The sequence below is a fragment of the Arthrobacter sp. K4-10C genome, assembly GCF_059090085.1.
Genome location: NZ_JBNHFI010000002.1, coordinates 18,295 through 38,348, shown reverse-complemented (window position 1 = coordinate 38,348; position 20,054 = coordinate 18,295). Strand labels below are relative to the sequence as shown.

Sequence of the window (20,054 nt, the reverse complement as noted above, 5' to 3'; positions counted from 1 at the left end):
GCAGGATCAGGCCTTGGGGCTTTCCTTGGACTCAACCTTCAGCTTGCCGTCAATGATGTCCTTCTCGATCTGCTCCAGCTCGGACTTCAGTTCGGCGGAAACCTGGGAGTCGAGGTCGTGGAAGGGTGCCAGCTGGACGCCGTCATTGGCCAGGGTGCCGACATAGGGTTCATTGCTGAACTTCCCCTCCTTGTCATCCTTGACCACTGTTTCAACAGCTTCACCCATCGTCTTCATCACCGAGGACAGCATGATGTCCTTGTAGTCAGGGGCGGTGAGGTATCCGTCAGAGTCGACCCAAATCAGCTTAACGTCCTTGCCCGCGGCTTTGGCATCCTTCAGCGCCGCACCGGCTCCCTTGCCGACCGGCCCGGCGACCGGCATCACGATGTCGGCGCCCTGGTCCAAGAAGTTCTGGGTGACCTGTTTGCCCACGTCCTGCTTCTCGAAGTCGCCGGTGAATGTCCCGTCCTGGGCATCCTTGTCCCAGCCAAGGAGTTTGACCTCCTTGCCCTTCTGCTCGTTGTAGTACTTCACGCCGTCGGCGAAGCCGTCCATGAAAATGGTGACCGTGGGGATGTTCCTGCCGCCAAACGTTGCCACGGTGCCGGTCTTGGTGGTTCCTGCCGCGAGGTAACCGGCGAGGAAGGCCGCCTGGGCGGTGTCGTAGATGATCGGCTTCACGTTCGCGATGGGTGTTTCATAGGTGGCATCGACGATCGCGAAGTGGCTGTCCGGGTTGGCCTCCGCCATCGTCTTGGTGGCGTCGCGCAGGAGGAAGCCGATGGTCAGCGTGAGGTCACAGCCCGCGGTCACCATTGCCCGGAGGTTGGGTTCGAAGTCGTTGTTGGTCTTGGACTCGACCTGGTTGACCTTGATGCCCAGGTCAGCCTCTGCCTTCTTCAGGCCCTCGTAGGAGGACTGGTTGAAGGACTGGTCGTCGAATCCGCCGGAGTCGGAGACGATGCAGCCGGTGTAGTCGCTGGCTCCGCCGGTGGAGCCACTGCCGGCTTCGGGGGGCGCACCGCAACCGGCCAGCACGAGCGCTGTGGCACCCACCGTGGCCAGGCCTGCAACCGAACCGCGCTTGAGGTGTGCACGCAGTGATGTCATCAAGATTCCTCCAGGATGAAAAGAGTGGCGCTACGGCTCGAATTCAATGAGTGTCCGTTTCTGCACTGAAATTCTGTTGTCACTGAGGGCTCGCAGCACTGCGCCGGAGCGCACTGATGCCACTTACTTTAGTGGCCTGCGCCACGTGCCAGTAGCACAGCAGGATGTCTTTCCGGAGATTGTTTACAAGTTGTTACCAACCAGTAGGGGGTGCCGCTGCCATGCGGCACCCCCTATTGCACGGGCAGCGCGGGAAGCTAGAGCCGCACCAGCATCTTGCCCGTGTTGGCACCGTCCAGCAGGTCCATGAATGCCTGCGGTGCGTTCTCCAACCCGTCCACGATCGTTTCGTCGTAGCGCACGGTGCCGTCCGCCAGCCAGCCTGCCATCTTTTCGGCGAACTCCGCCGAGTGCTGCTGCTGTCCGCCCACCAGGAAACCCCGGAGGGTGAGCTGCTTGCCGATAGCGAGCATCAGGTTGTGTGGGGCCGGGGTGGGCTGCGTGGAGTTGTATTGCGCAATGGCTCCGCACATGGCCACCCGTCCGCCAACGTTCAATACTGACAGGGCGGCCTCAAGGTGTTCGCCGCCCACGTTGTCGAAGTAGACGTCGATGCCGCCGCTGCCCGCCGCCTTTTCCAGCTGCTCCCGCACGGGACCGTCGTGGTAGTCGAAGGCCGCATCGAACCCGAGCTCCAGCAGCCGGGCCACTTTGGCGGGTGATCCTGCGGAGCCGATGACCCGCGAAGCGCCCATCGCCTTGGCAATCTGGCCCACCAGCGAGCCGACGGCCCCGGCCGCACCGGAAACAAATACGGCGTCGCCCGGGGCGAACCGGGCGACCTTGAGCAGCCCGGCGTAGGCGGTCAGGCCGGTCATGCCAAGGGCTCCCAGGAACGCTGACGGCGGCGCCAGGTCCGCGCGGGCCGGCTTTACGGCTTCGGCGTCCAGCACGGCATGTTCACGCCAGCCGAGCGAGTGCACGACGACGTCCCCCTCCTGGTGTGATGCGGAACGGGATGCGATCACCTCACCCACGGCACCGCCGTCGAGCGCTGCGCCCACGGCGAAGGGTGCGGAATAGGACTTCACGTCATTCATGCGCCCGCGCATGTAGGGGTCAACGGAAATATAGAGGTTCCGGACCATGATCTGTCCATTGCCCAGTTCAGGCAGCGGCGATTCGGCCAGCTGGAAGTTCTCCCCGGCAGGCCGGCCCACCGGACGGGAGGCGAGGCGGATTTCACGGGTGGCGACGGGAAGGGTGGCGCTCATGCCGAGTACTCCAGGACCCTGATGTCCACGTTGATGTTGCCGCGGGTGGCGTTGGAGTAGGGGCAGATCTGGTGCGCTTTGGCGACCAGGGCCTCCGCGGTGGCCAGGTCCAGGGCCGGCAGCGCGATCTCAAGTTCGGCGGCGAGTCCGAACGCTGCCCCGCCGTCGAGCTGGCCGAGATGCACCTTGGCGGCCACCGCGGAGTCGGTCAGGTCGGCGCGTTCCTTGCGCGCCACCAGGCGGAGCGCCGAATGGAAGCAGGCGGCGTACCCGGCGGCGAACAGCTGCTCCGGGTTGGTCCCGGCGCCGTTGCCGCCGAGTTCCACCGGACTGGCGAGGGAAACGTCCAGCCTGCCGTCGCTGGTCCGTGCGGTACCGTCGCGGCCTTCGCCGGAGGCCAGGGCTTCTGCCGTGTAAAGGGGCTTCATGGATAATCCGTTCTATTGGGATCGGGTTCTGTTGTGGTCGATGCGGCGTGGGCCGGTCAGAGCGCACCATGGAGGGCGGCAGTGAGCTTGCCGAGGGTTTCGCGCAATTGGTCGAGCTCCGCGGCCGGGAGTCCCGCGGCGTCCGCGAGCCGTTGGGGGATCACTGAGGCCTTTGCCCTGAGGCTTCGTCCCGCAGGGGTGAGGTGGATGGCCACCCGGCGCTCATCCTCGCCCGACCGGCGGCGTTCAACAAAGCCCAGCGCTTCAAGGCGCTTCAGCAGTGGCGACAGGGTACCGGAGTCCAGCCCGAGCTCCTCCCCCAGCTCCTTCACGCCCCGCGGCTCACTTTCCCAGAGCACCAGCATTACCAGGTACTGCGGGTAGGTCAGGTCCAGGTCTTCAAGAACGGGCCTGTACACAGCGGTGGCGGCGCGGGAGGCCGAGTACAGCGCGAAACAGACCTGGCGGTGCAGGCGGGGGGTTTCACTCATGCCTAGAAGAGTAGCAAGCAATTAAATTGTGCACAACTCAAGTGGCTGGTTGCAACGGGGCGGAAGGCAAGAAGAAGGCCCGACGCGCGGCACTTCAGCAGGTGCCGCGCTCGGGCCCTTCCCGTCAGGCGCCTAAAGGTCGCGGATGGTGCGCAGGGCCGCTGCCGTCAGGACCCGTATGCCATGGCCCAGCGCCCGCTCGTCCAGGATGTAGTCGCCGCGGTGGAGGTCGTATTCCTCGCCGCCCGGAGTCTTTGTGCCCAGGCGCATCATTGCGCCGGGCAGCTCGGCCAGGAACCAGGCGAAATCCTCGCCGCCCATGGACTGCGGCGTGAGCACCACGGCATTCTCGCCGATCTCTGCGCGGGCGGAGGCCTCGATAATGGCCGTTTCGTGTTCGGAGTTCACCACTGGCGGCACTCCCCTGGTGTGCTCCAGCTTGACCTCCACGCCGTAGGGCCCCGCCACCTCGTGGACCACCTCGTCCAGGAGTTCACCGGCGGCATGCCAGGCCTCACGGTCCAGGCAGCGCATGGTGCCCGCCATGTAGCCGATGCCAGGAATCGCGTTAGGCGCGGAACCCGCCGAGATCTGGCCCCAGACCACCGACACCCCACTGCGGACATCCACGCGGCGTGACAGGACCGCGGGCACGTTGACGGCAATCTGGGCCAGCGCGAACACCAGGTCCTCGGTCAGGTGTGGCCGCGAGGTGTGCCCGCCACGGCCGGAGAGTTCGATCCGGATAGTGTCCGACGCGGAGGTGATGGCCCCGATGCGCGTGCCGATCTTGCCTACCTCAATGCGCGGATCGCAATGCAGCGCCAGGATGCGGGGCACACCTTCCAGGACGCCCTGCTCGATGCACGAGTGGGCGCCGCCGGGCATCGTCTCCTCGGCGGGCTGGAAGATAATGCGGACGGTTGCGCCGAGAGGCGCTTCCTGGTGCATGCGGTGCAGCACCAGGGCGATGCCAAGCATGGTGGTGGTGTGCACGTCATGGCCGCACGCGTGCGTGACGCCGTGGTTCTTCGACGCGAACGGCAGGCCCGTTTCCTCGATGATGGGCAGGGCGTCGATGTCACCGCGCAAGGCAGTGGCAATGGGCCCTTCGCCGACGTCCACGGTGAGCCCGGTCCCCTCAAGGCGGCGCGGGGTCAGGCCTGCTTCCTCAAGGCGCTCGGCCAGTTTGTCCGTCGTGCGGAATTCCTTGAAGGACAGTTCCGGGTGCGCATGCAGGTCCCTACGGAATTCGATCAGTTCCGGGAGGAGCGGCTCGAGCCACGGCGACACCAGGACGGTGGGCTCGGCTTCAGTAGTGTAATTGCGCACTGCATCACTCTAGCGAGAATGGGTGCAATACAGGCCATCACGGTCGCCGCGTTACATCAGGCGGCCGTGACAGCAAGGAACTGCAGGCGAATATTGGGTTAAAGGACGTCCGTGTCGCCACTGGCCTTGAGGGCGTCAACTGCTGCCTTGACCCGCTGCGAGTTCGCCATGGTGGTGACCAGCAGCGCGTCCGGGGTGTCCACGATGACAACGTCCTCGATGCCGATCAGGGCAATGACCCGCTTGGTGTCCGTCACCACCACGCCACTGGAGTTCTCGGTGAAGACGCGGGCGCCTTCACCCAGGACGGTGACATCGTCCACTTCCTTGGCCGAGTTGAGCCGGCCCACGGAAGCGAAGTCACCGACGTCGTCCCAACGGAAGGTTCCAGGCACGACGGCGACGTCCCCGGCTTCGGCTGCGGGCTCGGCAACCGCGTAATCAATCGCGATTTTCGGCAGGGTGGGCCACACGCGTGCCGTGACTTCGTCCCGGCTGGGCGTGTCCCAGGCGCGCGCAATCTCCTGCAGGCCCTGGAACAGTTCGGGCTGGTTGGCTTCAAGGTGCTTGAGCAGCAGGGCCACCGGCGCCACGAACATGCCGGCGTTCCACACGTAGTTGCCGCTGTCCACGTACTGCTGCGCAACCACTTCGTCGGGCTTTTCAACGAACTCCACCACGTCCTGGGCGCTGGGCGCACCTTCGATGCGAAGGTCCTGGCCCGAGCGGATGTACCCGAAACCGGTGGACGGGTGGGTGGGCTTGATGCCGATGGTCACGATCTTGCCGGCCGCAGCAGTGTGGATGGCTTCGCGGACGGCCTGCTGGAAGAGGTGGTCCGGGCTGATCACCTGGTCGGCGGCGAAGGAACCCATGATGGTTCCCGGGTCGCGCTCGTGCAGGATGGCGGCGGCCAGACCGATGGCCGCGGCGGAGTCCTTGGGCTCGGATTCCAGGACCAGGTCCGAGTCCTTGACCTCCGGAAGCTGCCGGCAAACGGCATCACGGTGGGCCTTGCCGGTAACTACCAGCATCCGGCTCCCGGCAAGGGGATGCAGCCGGTCATACGTGGCGCGCAGCAGCGTGCTGCCCGAACCCGTGAGATCGTGAAGGAACTTGGGAGCTGCGGCGCGTGACAGGGGCCAAAGGCGGGTCCCCACTCCGCCAGCCGGGATCACCGCAATGAAGCGCTCAAGGGGCGATGCCGGGGTTATCACTTTGTCTGTACTCATCACCGCCTACTTTAGCCGAACGGCAGCGGAGGCCCTTGGCGCGGGACGGTGCCCTGACGACGAAGCCCTGACACAGTGTGGCCATGAGGCGCCAGGACGATGTGGTCTTTGTCTCACAAATTTCCATAATCCGCGCCACTACAGGGCACCAAGGCGTTCCTAAATTGAATAAGCTGTTAGCTGAGCCTAGATTTAGGCCTGAGCTACGAGTGCTCTCGCAGCAGGCGTTCCCCCCGCGTGGATCTCATGCCAGCGCCGCTGTGTTGCAGGGAGGTTTATCAGTGCCGACAAAACCAGCTGGCACCTTGTACCGCGGCCGTGAAGGCATGTGGTCCTGGGTAGGACACCGTATTACCGGTGTAGTGATCTTTTTCTTCTTGTTGGTCCACGTTTTGGACACCTCCTTGGTGCGTGTGTCACCCGAGGCATACACCGCCGTGATCGGTGCGTACAAGAATCCCCTGATGGCCCTGGGCGAGACCGGCCTCGTTGCCGCCATCGTCTTCCACGCCTTCAACGGCCTGCGGATTATCGCGGTCGATTTCTGGAAGAAGGGCGCCAAGTACCAGCGGCAGATGCTCTGGGCAGTCCTGGGCCTCTGGGTCGTCACCATGGTCGCCTTCTCCATCCGCCACCTGTCCCTCGCCCTCGGAGGCCACTAAGCCATGTCTGCAACCATCGAGAGCCCTCGCAGCGGGCGGATCGCCCCCCAGTACCGCCGCAGTGGCGGCACCCGCGGCAACTTCGAAATGATCGCCTGGCTGTTCATGCGCCTCTCCGGCGTGGTCCTTGTGGTCCTTATTTTCGGCCACCTTTTCGTGAACCTCCTGGTGGGCGAAGGCATCCATGCCATCGACTTCGGCTTCGTTGCCGGCAAGTGGGCCGATCCCTTCTGGCAGTTCTGGGATCTCACCATGCTGTGGCTGGCCATGCTGCATGGGACCAACGGCGTGCGCACCATCATTAACGACTATGCGGAAAAAGACTCCACCCGCCGCTGGCTGAAGACCGTCCTCTACTCCGCCACCGTGGTCATCATCGTCCTGGGCACCCTGGTCATCTTCACTTTTGACCCGTGCCCTGTGGTGGACGGCGTTCCCCTGCCCGGTGGCTTCTGCCCTGCCTAGCCCCAGGACTACCCCGGGCCCGCGGGCTTTTCCGCGGGCCCTGTTTTGCGGAGCAGGCACAGCCGCCCCGTTGTTCTATAGCGAATTTTGAGAGAAAGAGCATCCGGTATGCAGGTCCATAAGTACGACGTCGTCATCGTCGGTGCCGGTGGCGCTGGCATGCGCGCCGCGATCGAATCCGGTCAGCGTGCGCGCACAGCAGTACTGACCAAGCTCTACCCCACCCGCTCGCACACTGGTGCGGCACAGGGTGGCATGTGTGCAGCCCTCGCCAACGTCGAGGAAGACAACTGGGAATGGCACACGTTCGACACCGTTAAGGGCGGCGACTACCTGGTTGACCAGGACGCCGCCGAGGTCATGGCCAAGGAAGCCATCGACGCCGTGCTTGACCTGGAAAAGATGGGCCTGCCGTTCAACCGCACGCCCGAAGGTCGGATCGACCAGCGCCGCTTCGGCGGCCATACCCGCGACCACGGCAAGGCGCCGGTCCGCCGCGCATGCTATGCCGCGGACCGCACCGGCCACATGATCCTGCAGACCCTCTACCAGAACTGCGTCAAGCACAACGTCGAGTTCTACAACGAGTACTACGTCCTGGACCTGCTGACGGTCGAAGAGGACGCTGTCCGTGAGGACGGTACGCCGTACAAGCAGAAGCGCGTGGCGGGCGTGGTCTCCTACGACCTCGCCTCCGGTGAACTGCATGTCTTCCAGGCCAAGTCCGTGGTGTTCGCCTCCGGCGGCGCCGGCAAGGTCTTCAAAACCACCTCGAACGCCCACACCCTCACCGGTGACGGCATGGGCATCGCCTTCCGCCGCGGCATTCCGCTGGAGGACATGGAGTTCTTCCAGTTCCACCCGACCGGCCTGGCCGGCCTGGGCATCCTCCTCTCCGAGGCAGCCCGCGGTGAAGGTGCCATCCTGCGTAACTCGGAGGGTGAGCGCTTCATGGAGCGCTACGCCCCCACCATCAAGGATCTGGCCCCCCGTGACATCGTGGCCCGGTCCATGGCCAACGAAGTCCGTGAAGGCCGCGGCTGCGGTCCGAACAAGGACTACGTGCTCCTCGACCTGACCCACCTGGAGCCGGCGCACATCGATGCCAAGCTTCCGGACATCACCGAGTTCGCCCGCACGTACCTGGGCGTTGAGCCCTACACCGAGCCGGTTCCCGTGTTCCCCACGGCCCACTACGCTATGGGCGGCATCCCCACGAACATCGAAACCGAGGTCCTGCAGGACAACGACACGGTTGTCCCCGGCCTCTTCGCTGCGGGTGAGGTAGCCTGCGTATCCGTGCACGGCTCAAACCGGCTGGGCACCAACTCGCTGCTGGACATCAACGTGTTCGGCAAGCGCGCCGGCATCGCTGCTGCCGAATATGCCAAGACGGCCCAGTTCGTGGAACTTCCGGAAAACCCGGTAGCATACACCACCGAACTGCTGGACATTGCCCGCAACGGCACCGGCGACGAAAAGGTGGCGCAGATCCGCAAGGAACTGCAGGACACCATGGACGCGAACATGCAGGTGTTCCGTACGGCCGAGACCCTGAACCAGGTCCTGCGCGATATCGCATCGTTCGAGGAGCGGTACAAGCGCATCAACGTCCAGGACAAGGGCAAACGATTCAACCTGGACCTGCTGGAAGCCGTTGAGCTCGGCTTCCTGCTGGAGCTGGCAAAGGTCATGACCGTGGCAGCCCTGCACCGCGAGGAATCCCGCGGCGGACACTTCCGCGAGGACTTCCCGGACCGCGACGACGAGAAATTCATGAAGCACTCCATGGCGTACAAGGACGACCACGCCCCGGCTGACGGATCGGCAGAGTCAATTGCCGGCATCCGCCTGGCCACCAAGCCGGTTGTCTTTACCCGCTACGAGCCGATGGTGAGGAAGTACTAAGATGACCGCTGAAATCGCTGAGCCAGCCTCAAAGATTGAACTGCCTGCCGGCGTCGGCGGTGGCGGCGAAATCCCCACGTTCGATGTGCACATGCGCGTCCGCCGGTACAACCCGGAGGTCTCAGAGGAGGCCACCTGGGACGACTTCCACCTGACCATGTACGGCACGGACCGTGTGCTGGACGCCCTGCACAAGGTCAAGTGGGAGATGGACGGCAGCCTGTCCTTCCGCCGCTCCTGCGCCCACGGGGTATGCGGATCCGACGCCATGCGCATCAACGGCCGCAACCGGCTCGCCTGCAAGACCCTTCTGAAGGACCTGGACACGTCCAAGCCCATCACGGTGGAACCCATCAAGGGCCTGCCGGTGGAAAAGGACCTCATTGTGGACATGGAGCCGTTCTTCCAGTCCTACCGCGAGGTCATGCCGTTCCTCATCAACAAGGGTCATGAGCCCACCCGGGAACGTTTGCAGTCCGCGGAGGACCGCGAGCGTTTCGACGACACCACCAAGTGCATCCTGTGCGCCGCGTGCACGTCCTCCTGCCCGGTGTTCTGGACCGACGGACAGTACTTCGGGCCGGCTGCCATCGTGAACGCGCACCGCTTCATCTTCGATTCACGTGATGATGCCGGCGATATGCGCCTGGAAATCCTCAACGACAAGGAAGGCGTGTGGCGCTGCCGCACCACCTTCAACTGCTCCGAGGCATGCCCCCGCGGCATCCAGGTGACCCAGGCTATCGCCGAGGTCAAGCAGGCCATCCTTTCCCGCAAGATCTGACCCAAAGGATCAAGCGGACGACGGCGTCGCTCACCTTGTACGGGAAACGTACGGTGGGCGGCGCCGTCGTCGTCATGGCTGGAAGGCCGTCCGCACCACAAGAAAGGGGACGCCGTGTCCCGATCCGAAAAGGTCTCGTTCGCCGGTTCCACGGGGGAAACTCTGTCCGGCATCATTGATGTGCCCGATGGCCCTGTCAAGGGCTGGGGCGTCTTCTCCCACGGCTTCACCCTGGGCAAGGACGCGCCGTCCGCATCACGGATGTGCAAGGCGCTGGCGGACAGCGGGGTGGGCATGCTGCGCTTTGACAACCTGGGACTTGGCGGATCGGCCGGGGAATGGTCCGCGGGTTCCTTCAGCCACAAAGTGGCGGACACGGTCAAGGCGGCGGAGTTCATGCGGAGCCAAGGAAAGGCGATTTCGCTGCTGGTAGGGCACTCCTTCGGGGGCGCGGCCGTGCTTGCCGCCGCCAGGGATATCCCCGAGCTCGACGCCGTCGCCACCGTGGGTGCCCCTTTCTCGCCCAAGCATGTGGCCCATGTGTTCGACGCTGCGCTGGACAAGATCCTGAACGAGGGCAGCGCGGAAGTCGACCTTGGCGGTAAGCGGGTGGAGATCCGCAAGCATTTCGTGGAGGACCTGGAGAACGCCGACCTGACCGACTGCATCCGGCAGCTGCACAAGCCGCTGATGGTGCTCCACTCCCCCACGGACAACACCGTCGGAATCGAGAACGCCAGCACCATCTTCCAGACGGCCCGCCACCCCCGGAACTTTGTTTCCCTTGAGGGCAGCGACCACCTGCTGACAGGCAAGGGCCAGGCGGCACGGGCCGGCCGGATTATCGCTGCGTGGGCCGACCAGTACCTCGACGCCGGGCAGTAGCGGCTTTACCGTCACCCGAGTACAGCGGAGCCTTCCCGGGCTGGACCGGCACTTTCCCGGGTTGAACCTGGCGTGCACCCCAAGTGCCCTTGTCATGTCCTGTGCCAACGCTCCCCAGGTCCGCTTCCCGAACGGCCGCCCAGCCCGCTGAGATGAGGTAGACCTGGCTTACCAGGTTGAACCAGATCAGCAGGCCGATGATGATGGCAAACGGTGCCAGGATGGGATTGCGGCTGGCTCCGGCCAGCAGTTCGGTGCTAAAAATCTGGAGCGCTCCAGTGCCCAGTGCCGCCAGGGCGGTACCTTCCAGCAGCGCCCGGCGCGACAGCTTCAGGCTGGCGGCGAACCTGTACATGATGAAAGCTGTCACCCAGCTCAGAACCAGGGGAACGGAGATTTTGACGGACGTGGCCAGAGGCCCGGCCAGCGCGTCGTCGAGCCGCAGGAAATCCGAGACCCACCCGGCGGCGGTCCCGAACACCAGGGAAGCCCCGGCGCTGATCACCAGAGCCACACCCAGGAGCAACAGCGTTCCCGCGTCCCGCAGCTTAAGGAGGATGGGGTTGACCAGCAACGGCGGCAGTCCCAGCACGCCGCGAAGCCCCTCCCGGATCCCGGACATCCACCGCAGCGAGGTGACCACAGTGACCAGGGAGCCGATCAGCGCTGTCCAGCCCAGTCCCTCCGGATTCAGCAGGTCCTGCGGATCAACCAGCCCCGCACCGCCGTTCAGCTTCAGTAGCCCGGGCGCGCTCGAAGCCACACTGCTGATGATCGTGTCCAGGAGGGCCGGCTGCCCCCGCAGCACCAGGCCGGCGATGGAAAAGCCGGTGGTGAGAAGGCCGGTGATTGAGAAAAACATGTTAAAGCCGATGCCGGCGCTCATCAACGGGCCGCGCTGGAGGCTGTAGTGCCGGAAGGACCGCATGGGCCGGAAGGCGTTGAGACGGGCCAGAAGCCACTGCACCATGGCCATCAGGGCTGGGAACGGGCTTCCGCCGGACCTGCGCGCCTTGCCCCAATCGATCCGTTTCTGGATGACGGCGAGCTGCAGCTGGGCACGCTCAGTGGGAAGAGGCTGCTGCTCCGCCTGCTTTGGCTGCTGCTTCCGCGGCGGCTTCCGTGAATCTGGCGCCGGCGTGGTTGTCAGTTTCGGTCCCAAAGTCCAGCTCTTCCCGTAGCTGCCAAATGCCGTCTGCATCGTGCTCGTAAAGACCCATGCTAACCACGGGGAAGGAGGCCCTGTAGTTCTTCAGCGCCGTTTCGGCTTCATCAAGGCTTTCCGGTGCGACGTCATGGGCGATGGTGACGTGGGGATGGTAGGTGAAAGGCAGTTCCCGCTGCAGGGGCCCCTGCTGGAGTTTTTCGTGCAGCTCAACACAGTCCTCAAAGCCCTCCTCCACATTGATGAAGACCACGGGGGAAACGGGACGGAAGGTACCAGTGCCGGCGATTGTGACCATGAAAGGGCTCTGCCGCCGCGCCACTTCGCGGACATGCTCCCGCGTGGCTTCCCAGTCGTGGGTGGGAGTGGTGGTCACCAGCGTGATGTGGGCAGGCACCACGTTCGCCAGCGGGTCCCCGAAGGACGCCCGCCAGCGCTGCAGCTCCTCCGCAATGTCAGGCGGGAACCCCAGGATGACGCCTACGCTGGATGACATGGCGCTAGCGGACTCCTGCGAGGCTGAGGGAGGGGAGGAATCCCATGCGCTCATACACCTGGCCGAGCGTGACCGAGGCAATTTCCCGGGCGCGTTCGGCGCCCATGGCGAGCAGCCGGTCCAGCTCCGCCGGGTCTGACATCAGCTCGTGGGTACGGTCCCGCAGCGGAGTGACGAATTCAACCACCACCTCGGCGAGGTCTACTTTCAGGTGGCCGTACATCTTTCCTTGGTACTCCGCTTCCAACTCCGCAACGGATTTGCCGGTGAGGGACGAGTAAATTGTCAGCAGGTTGGATACGCCCGGCTTCTCCTCCTGGTCAAATCGGATTTCGGTGCCTGCGTCCGTGACAGCCGACTTGATCCGCTTGGCCGCAATTTTGGGGTCCTCAAGCAGCTGGATGGCCCCGTTGGGAGATTCGCCGGTCTTTGACATCTTCGCGCTGGGGTTCTGGAGGTCATAGATCTTGGCACGTTCTTTGACGATGGTCGCCTCCGGAACGGTGAAGGTGGCACCGAACCTGGTGTTGAAGCGCTGTGCCAGGTTCCGGGTCAGCTCCAGGTGCTGGCGCTGGTCCTCCCCCACTGGTACCAGGTCCGTCTGGTACAGCAGGATGTCGGCCGCCATCAGCGTCGGGTACGCGAAGAGCCCCAGCGTGGCGGCGTCCGCGCCGGACTTCTGGGTCTTGTCCTTGAACTGCGTCATCCGCGAGGCTTCGCCGAAGCCGGTGATGCAGTTCAGCGCCCAGGCCAGCTGCGCATGCTCAGGCACATGGGACTGGACGAAGAAGATGCTCTTGTCCGGATCGATGCCGGCGGCAATGTACTGGGCCGCAACGATGCGGGTGCGCTTGGCAAGCTCGGCGGGGTCGAAATCCACGGTGATGGCGTGCAGGTCCGGGATGAAAAAGACGGCGTCGTATTCCGCCTGCATGTCCACCCAGTTGCGGACAGCACCGATGTAGTTGCCCAGGTGCAGCGAGTCTGCAGTGGGCTTGGCACCGGAAAGGATGCGCTTCTTGGCGGCCGAGGATGTCTGGCTAGTCATGGGGAGGAAACTTTCGGGGCTGGGAACTGCGGGCTTTAGAGCTGGTAATCCACTACCAGGGGTGCATGGTCGGAGAAGCGGGTGTCCCACGAAGCGGCGCGGTCCACCACGGCGGAGATGGCGGCGCCGGCCAGCGCCGGGGTTGCCAGGTGGTAGTCGATGCGCCAGCCGGTGTCGTTGTCAAAGGCCTTGCCCCGCTGCGACCACCAGGTATAGGGCCCGTCCATCTCACCCGCCAGGTTCCGGTGCACGTCCTGCCAACCGATGTCTTCGCCGAAGAACCTGTCGAAGTAGGCGCGTTCCTCCGGAAGGAAGCCTGCCTTCTTGACATTGCCCTTCCAGTTCCGGATGTCCAAGGAGGTGTGGGCTACGTTGAGGTCACCCACCACCAGGGCGTGGTCGCTGTGCTTGGTCAGCTCCGGCAGCCGGACGCTCATCGCATCGAGGAAGCGGAACTTGTCATCCTGCTTTGGGGTGCCAACTTCGCCGGAGTGCACGTAGGCGCTGGCCACGGTCAGCTGCACGCGTTCACCGGCAGCATCAGTCAGCCGGAAATCGGCTTCCACCCAACGTCCCGCCGTCGCGAAGTAGTTATCCCCGATGCCGTTCCGGGTGGCCAGGGGCTCTTCCCGGGATGCGATGGCCACACCTGCCCGGCCCTTGGCTTCGGCTTCGGCATGCAGGATGTGCCAGCCCTCGCCCAGCAACTGTCGCACGATTGCATCAGGGGCCCGGACTTCCTGAAGGCAAAGGATATCCACATCGCGCGGTTCCAGCCAGGCCGCCATGCCGTTCTTGTAGGCAGCCCGGAGGCCGTTGACGTTAACGGATGCGATACGAAGGTGGTCCTTCTTCAATGCCGAGCTCACCCGCTCCACTCTAGTCGATGATGGTGCCGGTGACCGGTTCCCCGCTGCCGCCCGAGGACTTGATCATGTCACGGGCGTTGGTGGCTGTGATCTCGATTGTTTCCAGGGCGCGGTTGATGGTGTCCTGGTTGGCTGCAGCTCCCTTGGCGCGTTCTTCCTCAACCACGCGGACCTGCACCTGGACGATCTTGAAGGAGTGGTCCAGCTTCAGGTCGCGGACCTCCTCAGCCTCGCTGCGTTCAGACACCACGCGGGTGCCGCCATGGTTGACGGCGGACGACGACGGGCCACGGCCGGCTGCCGTGGTAAAGGCGTTCTGGGCTTCGGTCAGCTTGGCTCCGGCCTTCTTCGCAGCCTTCTGGATGCTGAACACGACGAAGCAGGCGAGCAGCAGCCAGAAGAGGGCGATCACCGCAACAACCCAGCCAACCACGTCGTTCTGGTTGGCCGCGAAGATGACGGCCACGACGAACGCCGTCACCAGGACCATCAGCCCGGGACCACTGATGCGGAACATGGAGAAGCCGCCCCTGGCGGGTTTGGCGGATGACTTGGAGCTGCCCAGAGATTGCATGCAGCTATTCTCTCAAACCCCGGGGTATGCTCCCGCCGCTTCCACCTCCGGCGAACATCCCTTGCCGCCTGGGGCGGCTGGCGGCGGGCGCCTATTTGAGGAACAGCCGGCGCAGGCGCAGGGTTGTCAGCAGCATGCCGATGGCGGTCATCGCCAGGTAGTAGCCGATGTGTATGGGCGTCGCGGCCGTGAAGGTTCCCACGCTGATCTGGCGCAGCAGTTCCACGCCGTGCCAGAGCGGCATGGCCTGGATGAACCATTGGACGGGGTCCGGGTAGACGCTGAGGGGGTAGAAAGTGGCGCTGAAGAGGAACATGGGGAGGAGGATGAAATTGATCCAGTCCATCTGCTGGAAAGTCTTCAGGAAGCTGGTGATTCCCATTCCCATGCTGGCGAATCCAAACGCGATGAGCACGGAGGCCGGGACCATCAGGAGCGCCCACGGCGTGGTGATCAGCCCCATGACCCCCATCACGGCCGTGAATCCGGTGGCGTAGAGCATCCCGCGGAGTAAGGCCAGGAAGATCTCCCCCAGGGCCACATCCAGCGGACCCAGGGAGGTGTACAGCATGCCCTGGTACAGCTTGGCGAAGTGCATCTTGAAGAAGACGTTCCAGGTGGAGTCGTACACCGCCCCGTTCATCGCCGAGACGGCCAGCAGGGCGGGTGCAATGTAGGCCGCATAGCTGATCTCGCCACCTCCTGGCCCCTCCACCGTCCCCACGATGGCGCCCAGACCCACGCCCATCGAGACCAGGAACAGCACCGGTTCGAAGAACCCGGACAGCATCACCAGCCAGTTGCTGCTGCGGGTGGCCATCAGTCCGCGGGAAATCACCGCCTTGGCGTTGCGCGAATACAGCACGCCGAACGACCTGCTCCGGGCCGGATCCGCGGCGTTCGGCACGTCAACGCCGCGGGCAGCCTGGCTCATTGCCCCATCCTTATCGCAAAGCGGCGTCGGGTCAGCACCCAGCCCGCGACGGCGAGCCCGGCCAGGACCGCGATGTGCACGAGCGTCAGCAGCAGCGGTTCCTGGTAGCCGTAGCTGACTGCCCTCCCCAGCTCGGTGCCATGCCAGATGGGTGAGATCCAGCCGATCCAGCGGACGGCCAGCGGGAGCGTGTCCAGCGGAAAGAAGGTTCCGGAAAACAGGAACAGCGGCATCACGACCAGGCGCATCACCAGCGCGAACTGGCCCTTGTCCTCCGTGATGGAAGCGGAATAGGCCATCAGCGGCAGCCCGAAGGCCAGGCCGGCGAGTGTGGCCACCAGGATCCCCGCCCATGCCGCGCCGGACGGGGAGGCACCAAAGAGTGCGACGGCGGCGAAATAGATGGCGGATTGCAGGAGCAGGCGGAGCGTGACCGCCATGACGTGGCCGGCCGCTATCTGGGCCGGCGTCAGCGGTGAAGCGTGCGGGCCAAAGTAGGTCCGGCGCCACTTGAACCCTGCCATCACCGGAAAGGTGAACTCATTGGCCGCGGTCATGACGGCGGCGGACACCAGCAATGCCGGCGCGATGAAGGTGAGATAGCTGACTCCTCCGAAAGCCCCGGTTCCCTGGCTGTCCACCAGTGTGGCGAGGCCTATGCCCATGGCGAAAAGGTATGCCACCGGCTGTCCCACGCTGTACATCAGGATGGACCAGCCGTAGTTCTTCATGACCCGGAGCACCTGCTCCGCGTAGTAGAAGGCACCCCAGCGGCGGGCTTTCGCGGCCGCTGTCTCCGGGCTGTGTGCCTGAAGGACCCGGGGGCCTGTTTCCTCGGGCTCAATCAACGAGGCTCCTGCCGGTGAGCCGAAGGAAGACGTCCTCCAGCGACGACCGCCGCACCAGCGACGTCAGCGGCCTCAGGCCGCGGGACGCCACCAGCTCAAGGGCGGCTTCGCCGTCGTACGCGTAAATCAGCACCCGGTCCGGCAAAACCTCCAGCCGGTCCCCGATGCCGTCCAGTTCCGTGGCGATGGTGGTGTTGCGTTCGGACCCGAACCGCAGCTCAACCACCTCCCGGGTGGAGTGTTCCCGGATCAGCTGCGCCGGGGACCCCTCCGCCATGATGCGTCCCTTGTCCACCACGATGAGCCTGTCGCAGAGCTGCTCTGCCTCGTCCATGTAGTGCGTGGTGAGGATCAGGGTGACGCCCTGTTCCTTGAGCCGGAACAGCCGGTCCCAAAGGATGTGCCGGGCCTGCGGATCCAGGCCTGTGGTGGGCTCATCCAGCAGCAGGATCCGGGGTTCGTTGATGAGTGAGCGGGCAATGGTTAGCCGCCGTTTCATGCCGCCCGAGAGTGCGTCCACCTTGGACTTGGCCTTGTCCGTCAGCTGCGCGAACTCCAGCAGCTCATCGGCCTTTGGCTTCAGGTAGCTCATGGGCAGGCCGAAGTAGCGCCCGTAGACCAGGAGGTTGTCGCGGACGCGCAACTCCTCGTCCAGGTTGTCCTGCTGCGGCACCACACCCAGGTTGGCCCGCACTTCCGGCCCGTGGGAATCGGGATCCAGGCCCATGATGCTGAGGCTGCCGGACGTGCGCCCGGTGACACCGCCGATCATCTTCATGGTGGTGGACTTGCCTGCACCATTGGGGCCCAGCAGTCCAAAGGACTGCCCCGCCGGGACGCTGAACGAAATGCCGTCCACCGCAGCCACATCGCCGTACTTCTTGGTCAGGTTCTCGGCCCGGATCACAGTGCCGCGCGGCTGCGGGCTGCCGGCCCGGGTTCCGGCGGGCAGGATGGCTTCGTTGTGCACCCTCCGCAGACTAGTGGAGGTGCCCGGGATGTGGAAGGGGACTAGCAGTTCCGCCCTTAACGTCCGACGGCGGCACGGTGCCTCTCTTGAAAAGGTGCCGTGCCGCCGTGGGGCGTGGGGAAGGCGGAATCAGCGAACGATGCCGGCCTGAAGCTCCGCGGCTTCCACCACGTTGGTCATCAGCAGCGCCACGGTCATGGGGCCGACGCCGCCGGGGTTCGGCGAGATCCAGCCTGCCACTTCCGCAGCGGCGGGATCGATATCGCCGTGGACCTTGCTCTTGCCCGTCCCGGGGTCGGTTTCACGGGTGACACCGACATCCAGCAGGGCCGCGCCCGGCTTCACGTCCGAGGCCTTGACGATGTGTTTCACACCCGCCGCACCCACAATGACGTCAGCCTGGCGCAGGAGATCCGAGAGGTTTTTCGTGCCCGTGTGCGTCAGGGTGACAGTGGCGTTGACGTTCCGCCGAGTGAGCAGCAGCCCGATGGAACGGCCGATGGTGACGCCGCGGCCCACCACCACCACGTGCTTGCCCGCAAGGCTGTACCCGTTGCGCTCCAGCAGCTCGATGACGCCGCGGGGCGTGCACGGCAGCGGCGAGGTGATTTCGCTGTTGACGTTCAGTACCAGCCGCCCGAGGTTAGTAGGGTGCAGGCCGTCGGCGTCCTTGGCGGGGTCGATGCGCTCCAGGATGGCGTCAGTGTCCAGGTGCTTGGGCAACGGCAGCTGCACGATGTACCCGTGGCAGGCGGGGTCCGCATTGAGTTCGTCAATGAGGGCCTCCACCCGTTCCTGGGTGGCATCTGCCGGAAGCTCACGCTGGATCGAGTTCATCCCGATTTGCACAGACTGTTTGTGCTTCATGGACACGTACAGCTGCGAGGCAGGGTCCGCGCCCACGAGCACAGTCGCGATGCCGGGAGTGACGCCCTTGGCCTTGAGTGCGGCCACGCGTTCGGTCAGCTCGGCCTTGATGGCTGCGGCGGTAGCCTTGCCGTCAAGGATCTGTGCAGTTGTGGTTTCAGGCATTGCTCACCACTGCTCGTGCTGCGGGTAGAGCGGGAAGTCCGCGGCCAGCTTGTCGACGCGCGCCTGCAGGGCTTCCACGTCGGTGCCGCTGCCTGCCTTCAGGGCGGTGGCGATGATCTCGGCGACCTCGGTGAATTCAGCTGCGCCGAATCCGCGGGTGGCCAGTGCCGGGGTGCCGATGCGCAGGCCGGAGGTGACCATGGGCGGGCGGGGGTCGAACGGAACAGCGTTGCGGTTGACGGTGATGCCCACGGAGTGCAGGAGATCCTCGGCCTGCTGGCCGTCCAGCTGGGAGTTGCGCAGGTCAACGAGGACCAGGTGCACATCGGTGCCGCCGGTCAGGACGGAGACACCTGCTTCGGCGACGTCGGCCTGGTTCAGGCGGTCGGCGATGATCCGGGCGCCTTCCAGGACGCGCTCCTGGCGCTCCTTGAATTCCTCGGTGCCGGCGATCTTGAAGGCTACGGCCTTGGCAGCGATGACGTGCATCAGGGGCCCGCCCTGCTGGCCCGGGAACACGTTGGAGTTCAGTTTCTTGGCCCACTGTTCCTTGGCCAGGATCACACCGGAACGGGGACCGGCGAGGGTCTTGTGCACCGTGGACGTGACGACGTCGGAGTGCGGGACCGGGCTCGGGTGCAGGCCGGCGGCAACCAGGCCGGCGAAGTGCGCCATGTCCGTCCAGAGCAGCGCGCCCACTTCGTCGGCGATGGAGCGGAAGGCCGCGAAGTCCAGGTGGCGCGGGTAGGCGGACCAGCCGGCGATGATGACCTGCGGCTTTTCCTTGATGGCCTGTTCACGGAGCTTGTCCATGTCCACGCGGAAGGTGTCCTCCTCCACCTGGTACGCCGCTACCTCGTAGAGCTTGCCTGAGAAGTTCAGCTTCATGCCGTGCGTCAGGTGGCCGCCGTGTGCCAGGGACAAGCCAAGGATCTTGTCGCCGGGGGTAATCATGGCGGACAGGGCCGCGGCGTTGGCCTGCGCACCGGAGTGCGGCTGGACGTTGGCGTACTCGGCGCCGAACAGGGCCTTGACCCGGTCGATGGCCAGCTGCTCTGCAACATCAACGTACTCGCAGCCACCGTAGTAGCGACGGCCCGGGTAGCCCTCGGCGTACTTGTTGGTCAGGACGGAGCCCTGGGCTTCCATCACGGCGCGGGGCGCGAAGTTTTCGGAGGCAATCATTTCCAGGGTGCCGCGCTGGCGGCCAAGCTCCTGGTCCAGGACTGCGGCGATTTCGGGATCGAGCTCGGCCAGCGGCTGGTTGCTGACGGCTGTGGTTGAGGTGGCTGTAGTAGTCACGGAAACTCCTGGCTAGGGATGTGGGCACTGCTTAGGTCAGGCTACCGGCTGGCGCGTCCTCACACCGCGTTGATGAACGGGCGCGAAAGCGCGCATGGCGCTGCAGCACTGGACGCTGCGCAGCCCCACTTCCGGCAAAACATGACCCTCGGCCCAGGCGTACGATCCGTGGTCTTCGTGATTGCCGCTCCCTGGTGGTTAGCCACCCAACGCCAGTTGCGACCCTTCCAGCCTACCAAAAC

General features: G+C 64.7%; 21 protein-coding genes and 1 riboswitch. Of the genes, 5 read left to right on the top strand and 16 right to left on the bottom strand.

Annotated features, from left to right (window positions below; all coding sequences use genetic code 11):
• Positions 1-6: 6 nt before the first annotated feature.
• The 6 genes from AC5RUU_RS02940 to AC5RUU_RS02915 all read right to left on the bottom strand — a co-directional run bounded on the left by AC5RUU_RS02940 (position 7) and on the right by AC5RUU_RS02915 (position 5,870).
• On the bottom strand, positions 7-1,113 hold the full coding sequence (locus AC5RUU_RS02940) for a BMP family lipoprotein (protein WP_493973722.1): 1,107 nt from the start codon (positions 1,111-1,113) through the stop codon (positions 7-9).
• 257 nt (positions 1,114-1,370) lie between these two features.
• Complete coding sequence (locus AC5RUU_RS02935) at positions 1,371-2,387, bottom strand: NADP-dependent oxidoreductase (RefSeq protein ID WP_493973721.1); 1,017 nt, start codon at positions 2,385-2,387, stop codon at positions 1,371-1,373.
• Positions 2,384-2,815, bottom strand: a complete 432-nt coding sequence (locus AC5RUU_RS02930; protein WP_493973720.1) for an organic hydroperoxide resistance protein — start codon at positions 2,813-2,815, stop codon at positions 2,384-2,386. The genes AC5RUU_RS02935 and AC5RUU_RS02930 overlap by 4 nt, the downstream gene beginning before the upstream one ends.
• A gap of 56 nt (positions 2,816-2,871) precedes the next feature.
• Positions 2,872-3,306, bottom strand: a complete 435-nt coding sequence (locus AC5RUU_RS02925; protein WP_493973719.1) for a MarR family winged helix-turn-helix transcriptional regulator — start codon at positions 3,304-3,306, stop codon at positions 2,872-2,874.
• Between the two features lie 132 nt (positions 3,307-3,438).
• The gene (locus AC5RUU_RS02920; RefSeq protein ID WP_493973718.1) at positions 3,439-4,638 is read right to left on the bottom strand and encodes an amidohydrolase; all 1,200 of its coding nucleotides are present in this window, start codon (positions 4,636-4,638) and stop codon (positions 3,439-3,441) included.
• Between the two features lie 98 nt (positions 4,639-4,736).
• Entirely contained in the window at positions 4,737-5,870 is a 1,134-nt protein-coding gene (locus tag AC5RUU_RS02915) for a mannose-1-phosphate guanylyltransferase (RefSeq protein WP_493973717.1), read from the bottom strand.
• A 281-nt stretch (positions 5,871-6,151) separates the two neighbouring features.
• Between AC5RUU_RS02915 and sdhC the strand changes: the two genes are divergently transcribed.
• The 5 genes from sdhC (at position 6,152) to AC5RUU_RS02890 (ending at position 10,574) form a co-directional block, all read left to right on the top strand.
• The gene (gene sdhC / locus AC5RUU_RS02910) at positions 6,152-6,532 is read left to right on the top strand and encodes a succinate dehydrogenase, cytochrome b556 subunit (RefSeq protein ID WP_015936418.1); all 381 of its coding nucleotides are present in this window, start codon (positions 6,152-6,154) and stop codon (positions 6,530-6,532) included.
• Between the two features lie 3 nt (positions 6,533-6,535).
• On the top strand, positions 6,536-6,997 hold the full coding sequence (locus AC5RUU_RS02905; RefSeq protein WP_493973716.1) for a succinate dehydrogenase hydrophobic membrane anchor subunit: 462 nt from the start codon (positions 6,536-6,538) through the stop codon (positions 6,995-6,997).
• Positions 6,998-7,105: 108 nt separating this feature from the next.
• On the top strand, positions 7,106-8,905 hold the full coding sequence (gene sdhA, locus AC5RUU_RS02900; RefSeq protein ID WP_493973715.1) for a succinate dehydrogenase flavoprotein subunit: 1,800 nt from the start codon (positions 7,106-7,108) through the stop codon (positions 8,903-8,905).
• Between the two features lies 1 nt (position 8,906).
• The gene (locus AC5RUU_RS02895; RefSeq protein WP_133351107.1) at positions 8,907-9,689 is read left to right on the top strand and encodes a succinate dehydrogenase iron-sulfur subunit; all 783 of its coding nucleotides are present in this window, start codon (positions 8,907-8,909) and stop codon (positions 9,687-9,689) included.
• Positions 9,690-9,803: 114 nt separating this feature from the next.
• Entirely contained in the window at positions 9,804-10,574 is a 771-nt protein-coding gene (locus AC5RUU_RS02890) for an alpha/beta hydrolase family protein (protein ID WP_493973714.1), read from the top strand.
• Here the strand turns inward: AC5RUU_RS02890 and AC5RUU_RS02885 are convergent.
• The 10 genes from AC5RUU_RS02885 to glyA all read right to left on the bottom strand — a co-directional run bounded on the left by AC5RUU_RS02885 (position 10,531) and on the right by glyA (position 19,812).
• Positions 10,531-11,601, bottom strand: a complete 1,071-nt coding sequence (locus tag AC5RUU_RS02885; RefSeq protein WP_493974011.1) for a YihY/virulence factor BrkB family protein — start codon at positions 11,599-11,601, stop codon at positions 10,531-10,533. The genes AC5RUU_RS02890 and AC5RUU_RS02885 overlap by 44 nt on opposite strands.
• A 37-nt stretch (positions 11,602-11,638) precedes the next feature.
• On the bottom strand, positions 11,639-12,235 hold the full coding sequence (locus AC5RUU_RS02880) for a 2'-5' RNA ligase family protein (RefSeq protein ID WP_493973713.1): 597 nt from the start codon (positions 12,233-12,235) through the stop codon (positions 11,639-11,641).
• A 4-nt stretch (positions 12,236-12,239) separates the two neighbouring features.
• Positions 12,240-13,283 (bottom strand): tryptophan--tRNA ligase, encoded by a 1,044-nt coding sequence (gene trpS, locus AC5RUU_RS02875; RefSeq protein ID WP_493973712.1) that lies wholly within the window; start codon positions 13,281-13,283, stop codon positions 12,240-12,242.
• A 35-nt stretch (positions 13,284-13,318) separates the two neighbouring features.
• The gene (locus AC5RUU_RS02870; protein ID WP_493973711.1) at positions 13,319-14,152 is read right to left on the bottom strand and encodes an exodeoxyribonuclease III; all 834 of its coding nucleotides are present in this window, start codon (positions 14,150-14,152) and stop codon (positions 13,319-13,321) included.
• A 10-nt stretch (positions 14,153-14,162) separates the two neighbouring features.
• Positions 14,163-14,726: a hypothetical protein gene (locus AC5RUU_RS02865; RefSeq protein ID WP_493973710.1), complete on the bottom strand. Its 564-nt coding sequence runs from the start codon at positions 14,724-14,726 to the stop codon at positions 14,163-14,165.
• 91 nt (positions 14,727-14,817) lie between these two features.
• Positions 14,818-15,660, bottom strand: a complete 843-nt coding sequence (locus tag AC5RUU_RS02860) for an ABC transporter permease (RefSeq protein WP_493973709.1) — start codon at positions 15,658-15,660, stop codon at positions 14,818-14,820.
• Positions 15,657-16,508, bottom strand: a complete 852-nt coding sequence (locus tag AC5RUU_RS02855) for an ABC transporter permease (protein WP_493973708.1) — start codon at positions 16,506-16,508, stop codon at positions 15,657-15,659. The genes AC5RUU_RS02860 and AC5RUU_RS02855 overlap by 4 nt, the downstream gene beginning before the upstream one ends.
• A complete protein-coding gene (locus AC5RUU_RS02850) occupies positions 16,501-17,478 on the bottom strand; it encodes an ABC transporter ATP-binding protein (protein ID WP_493973707.1) in 978 nt (325 codons plus the stop codon). The genes AC5RUU_RS02855 and AC5RUU_RS02850 overlap by 8 nt, the downstream gene beginning before the upstream one ends.
• A gap of 129 nt (positions 17,479-17,607) precedes the next feature.
• Complete coding sequence (locus AC5RUU_RS02845) at positions 17,608-18,510, bottom strand: bifunctional methylenetetrahydrofolate dehydrogenase/methenyltetrahydrofolate cyclohydrolase (RefSeq protein ID WP_493973706.1); 903 nt, start codon at positions 18,508-18,510, stop codon at positions 17,608-17,610.
• 3 nt (positions 18,511-18,513) lie between these two features.
• Positions 18,514-19,812, bottom strand: a complete 1,299-nt coding sequence (gene glyA, locus AC5RUU_RS02840; protein ID WP_493973705.1) for a serine hydroxymethyltransferase — start codon at positions 19,810-19,812, stop codon at positions 18,514-18,516.
• A gap of 144 nt (positions 19,813-19,956) precedes the next feature.
• Positions 19,957-20,042, bottom strand: a riboswitch (ZMP/ZTP riboswitch).
• Positions 20,043-20,054 lie beyond the last annotated feature (12 nt).

Bases quoted from the DNA above. Each gene is read 5' to 3' on its own strand.
- AC5RUU_RS02940 (WP_493973722.1), bottom strand. From the start codon at position 1,113: ATGACATCACTGCGTGCACACCTCAAGCGCGGTTCGGTTGCAGGCCTG.
- AC5RUU_RS02935 (WP_493973721.1), bottom strand. From the start codon at position 2,387: ATGAGCGCCACCCTTCCCGTCGCCACCCGTGAAATCCGCCTCGCCTCC.
- AC5RUU_RS02930 (WP_493973720.1), bottom strand. From the start codon at position 2,815: ATGAAGCCCCTTTACACGGCAGAAGCCCTGGCCTCCGGCGAAGGCCGC.
- AC5RUU_RS02925 (WP_493973719.1), bottom strand. From the start codon at position 3,306: ATGAGTGAAACCCCCCGCCTGCACCGCCAGGTCTGTTTCGCGCTGTAC.
- AC5RUU_RS02915 (WP_493973717.1), bottom strand. From the start codon at position 5,870: ATGAGTACAGACAAAGTGATAACCCCGGCATCGCCCCTTGAGCGCTTC.
- AC5RUU_RS02905 (WP_493973716.1), top strand. From the start codon at position 6,536: ATGTCTGCAACCATCGAGAGCCCTCGCAGCGGGCGGATCGCCCCCCAG.
- sdhA (WP_493973715.1), top strand. From the start codon at position 7,106: ATGCAGGTCCATAAGTACGACGTCGTCATCGTCGGTGCCGGTGGCGCT.
- AC5RUU_RS02895 (WP_133351107.1), top strand. From the start codon at position 8,907: ATGACCGCTGAAATCGCTGAGCCAGCCTCAAAGATTGAACTGCCTGCC.
- AC5RUU_RS02880 (WP_493973713.1), bottom strand. From the start codon at position 12,235: ATGTCATCCAGCGTAGGCGTCATCCTGGGGTTCCCGCCTGACATTGCG.
- trpS (WP_493973712.1), bottom strand. From the start codon at position 13,283: ATGACTAGCCAGACATCCTCGGCCGCCAAGAAGCGCATCCTTTCCGGT.
- AC5RUU_RS02865 (WP_493973710.1), bottom strand. From the start codon at position 14,726: ATGCAATCTCTGGGCAGCTCCAAGTCATCCGCCAAACCCGCCAGGGGC.
- AC5RUU_RS02860 (WP_493973709.1), bottom strand. From the start codon at position 15,660: ATGAGCCAGGCTGCCCGCGGCGTTGACGTGCCGAACGCCGCGGATCCG.
- AC5RUU_RS02845 (WP_493973706.1), bottom strand. From the start codon at position 18,510: ATGCCTGAAACCACAACTGCACAGATCCTTGACGGCAAGGCTACCGCC.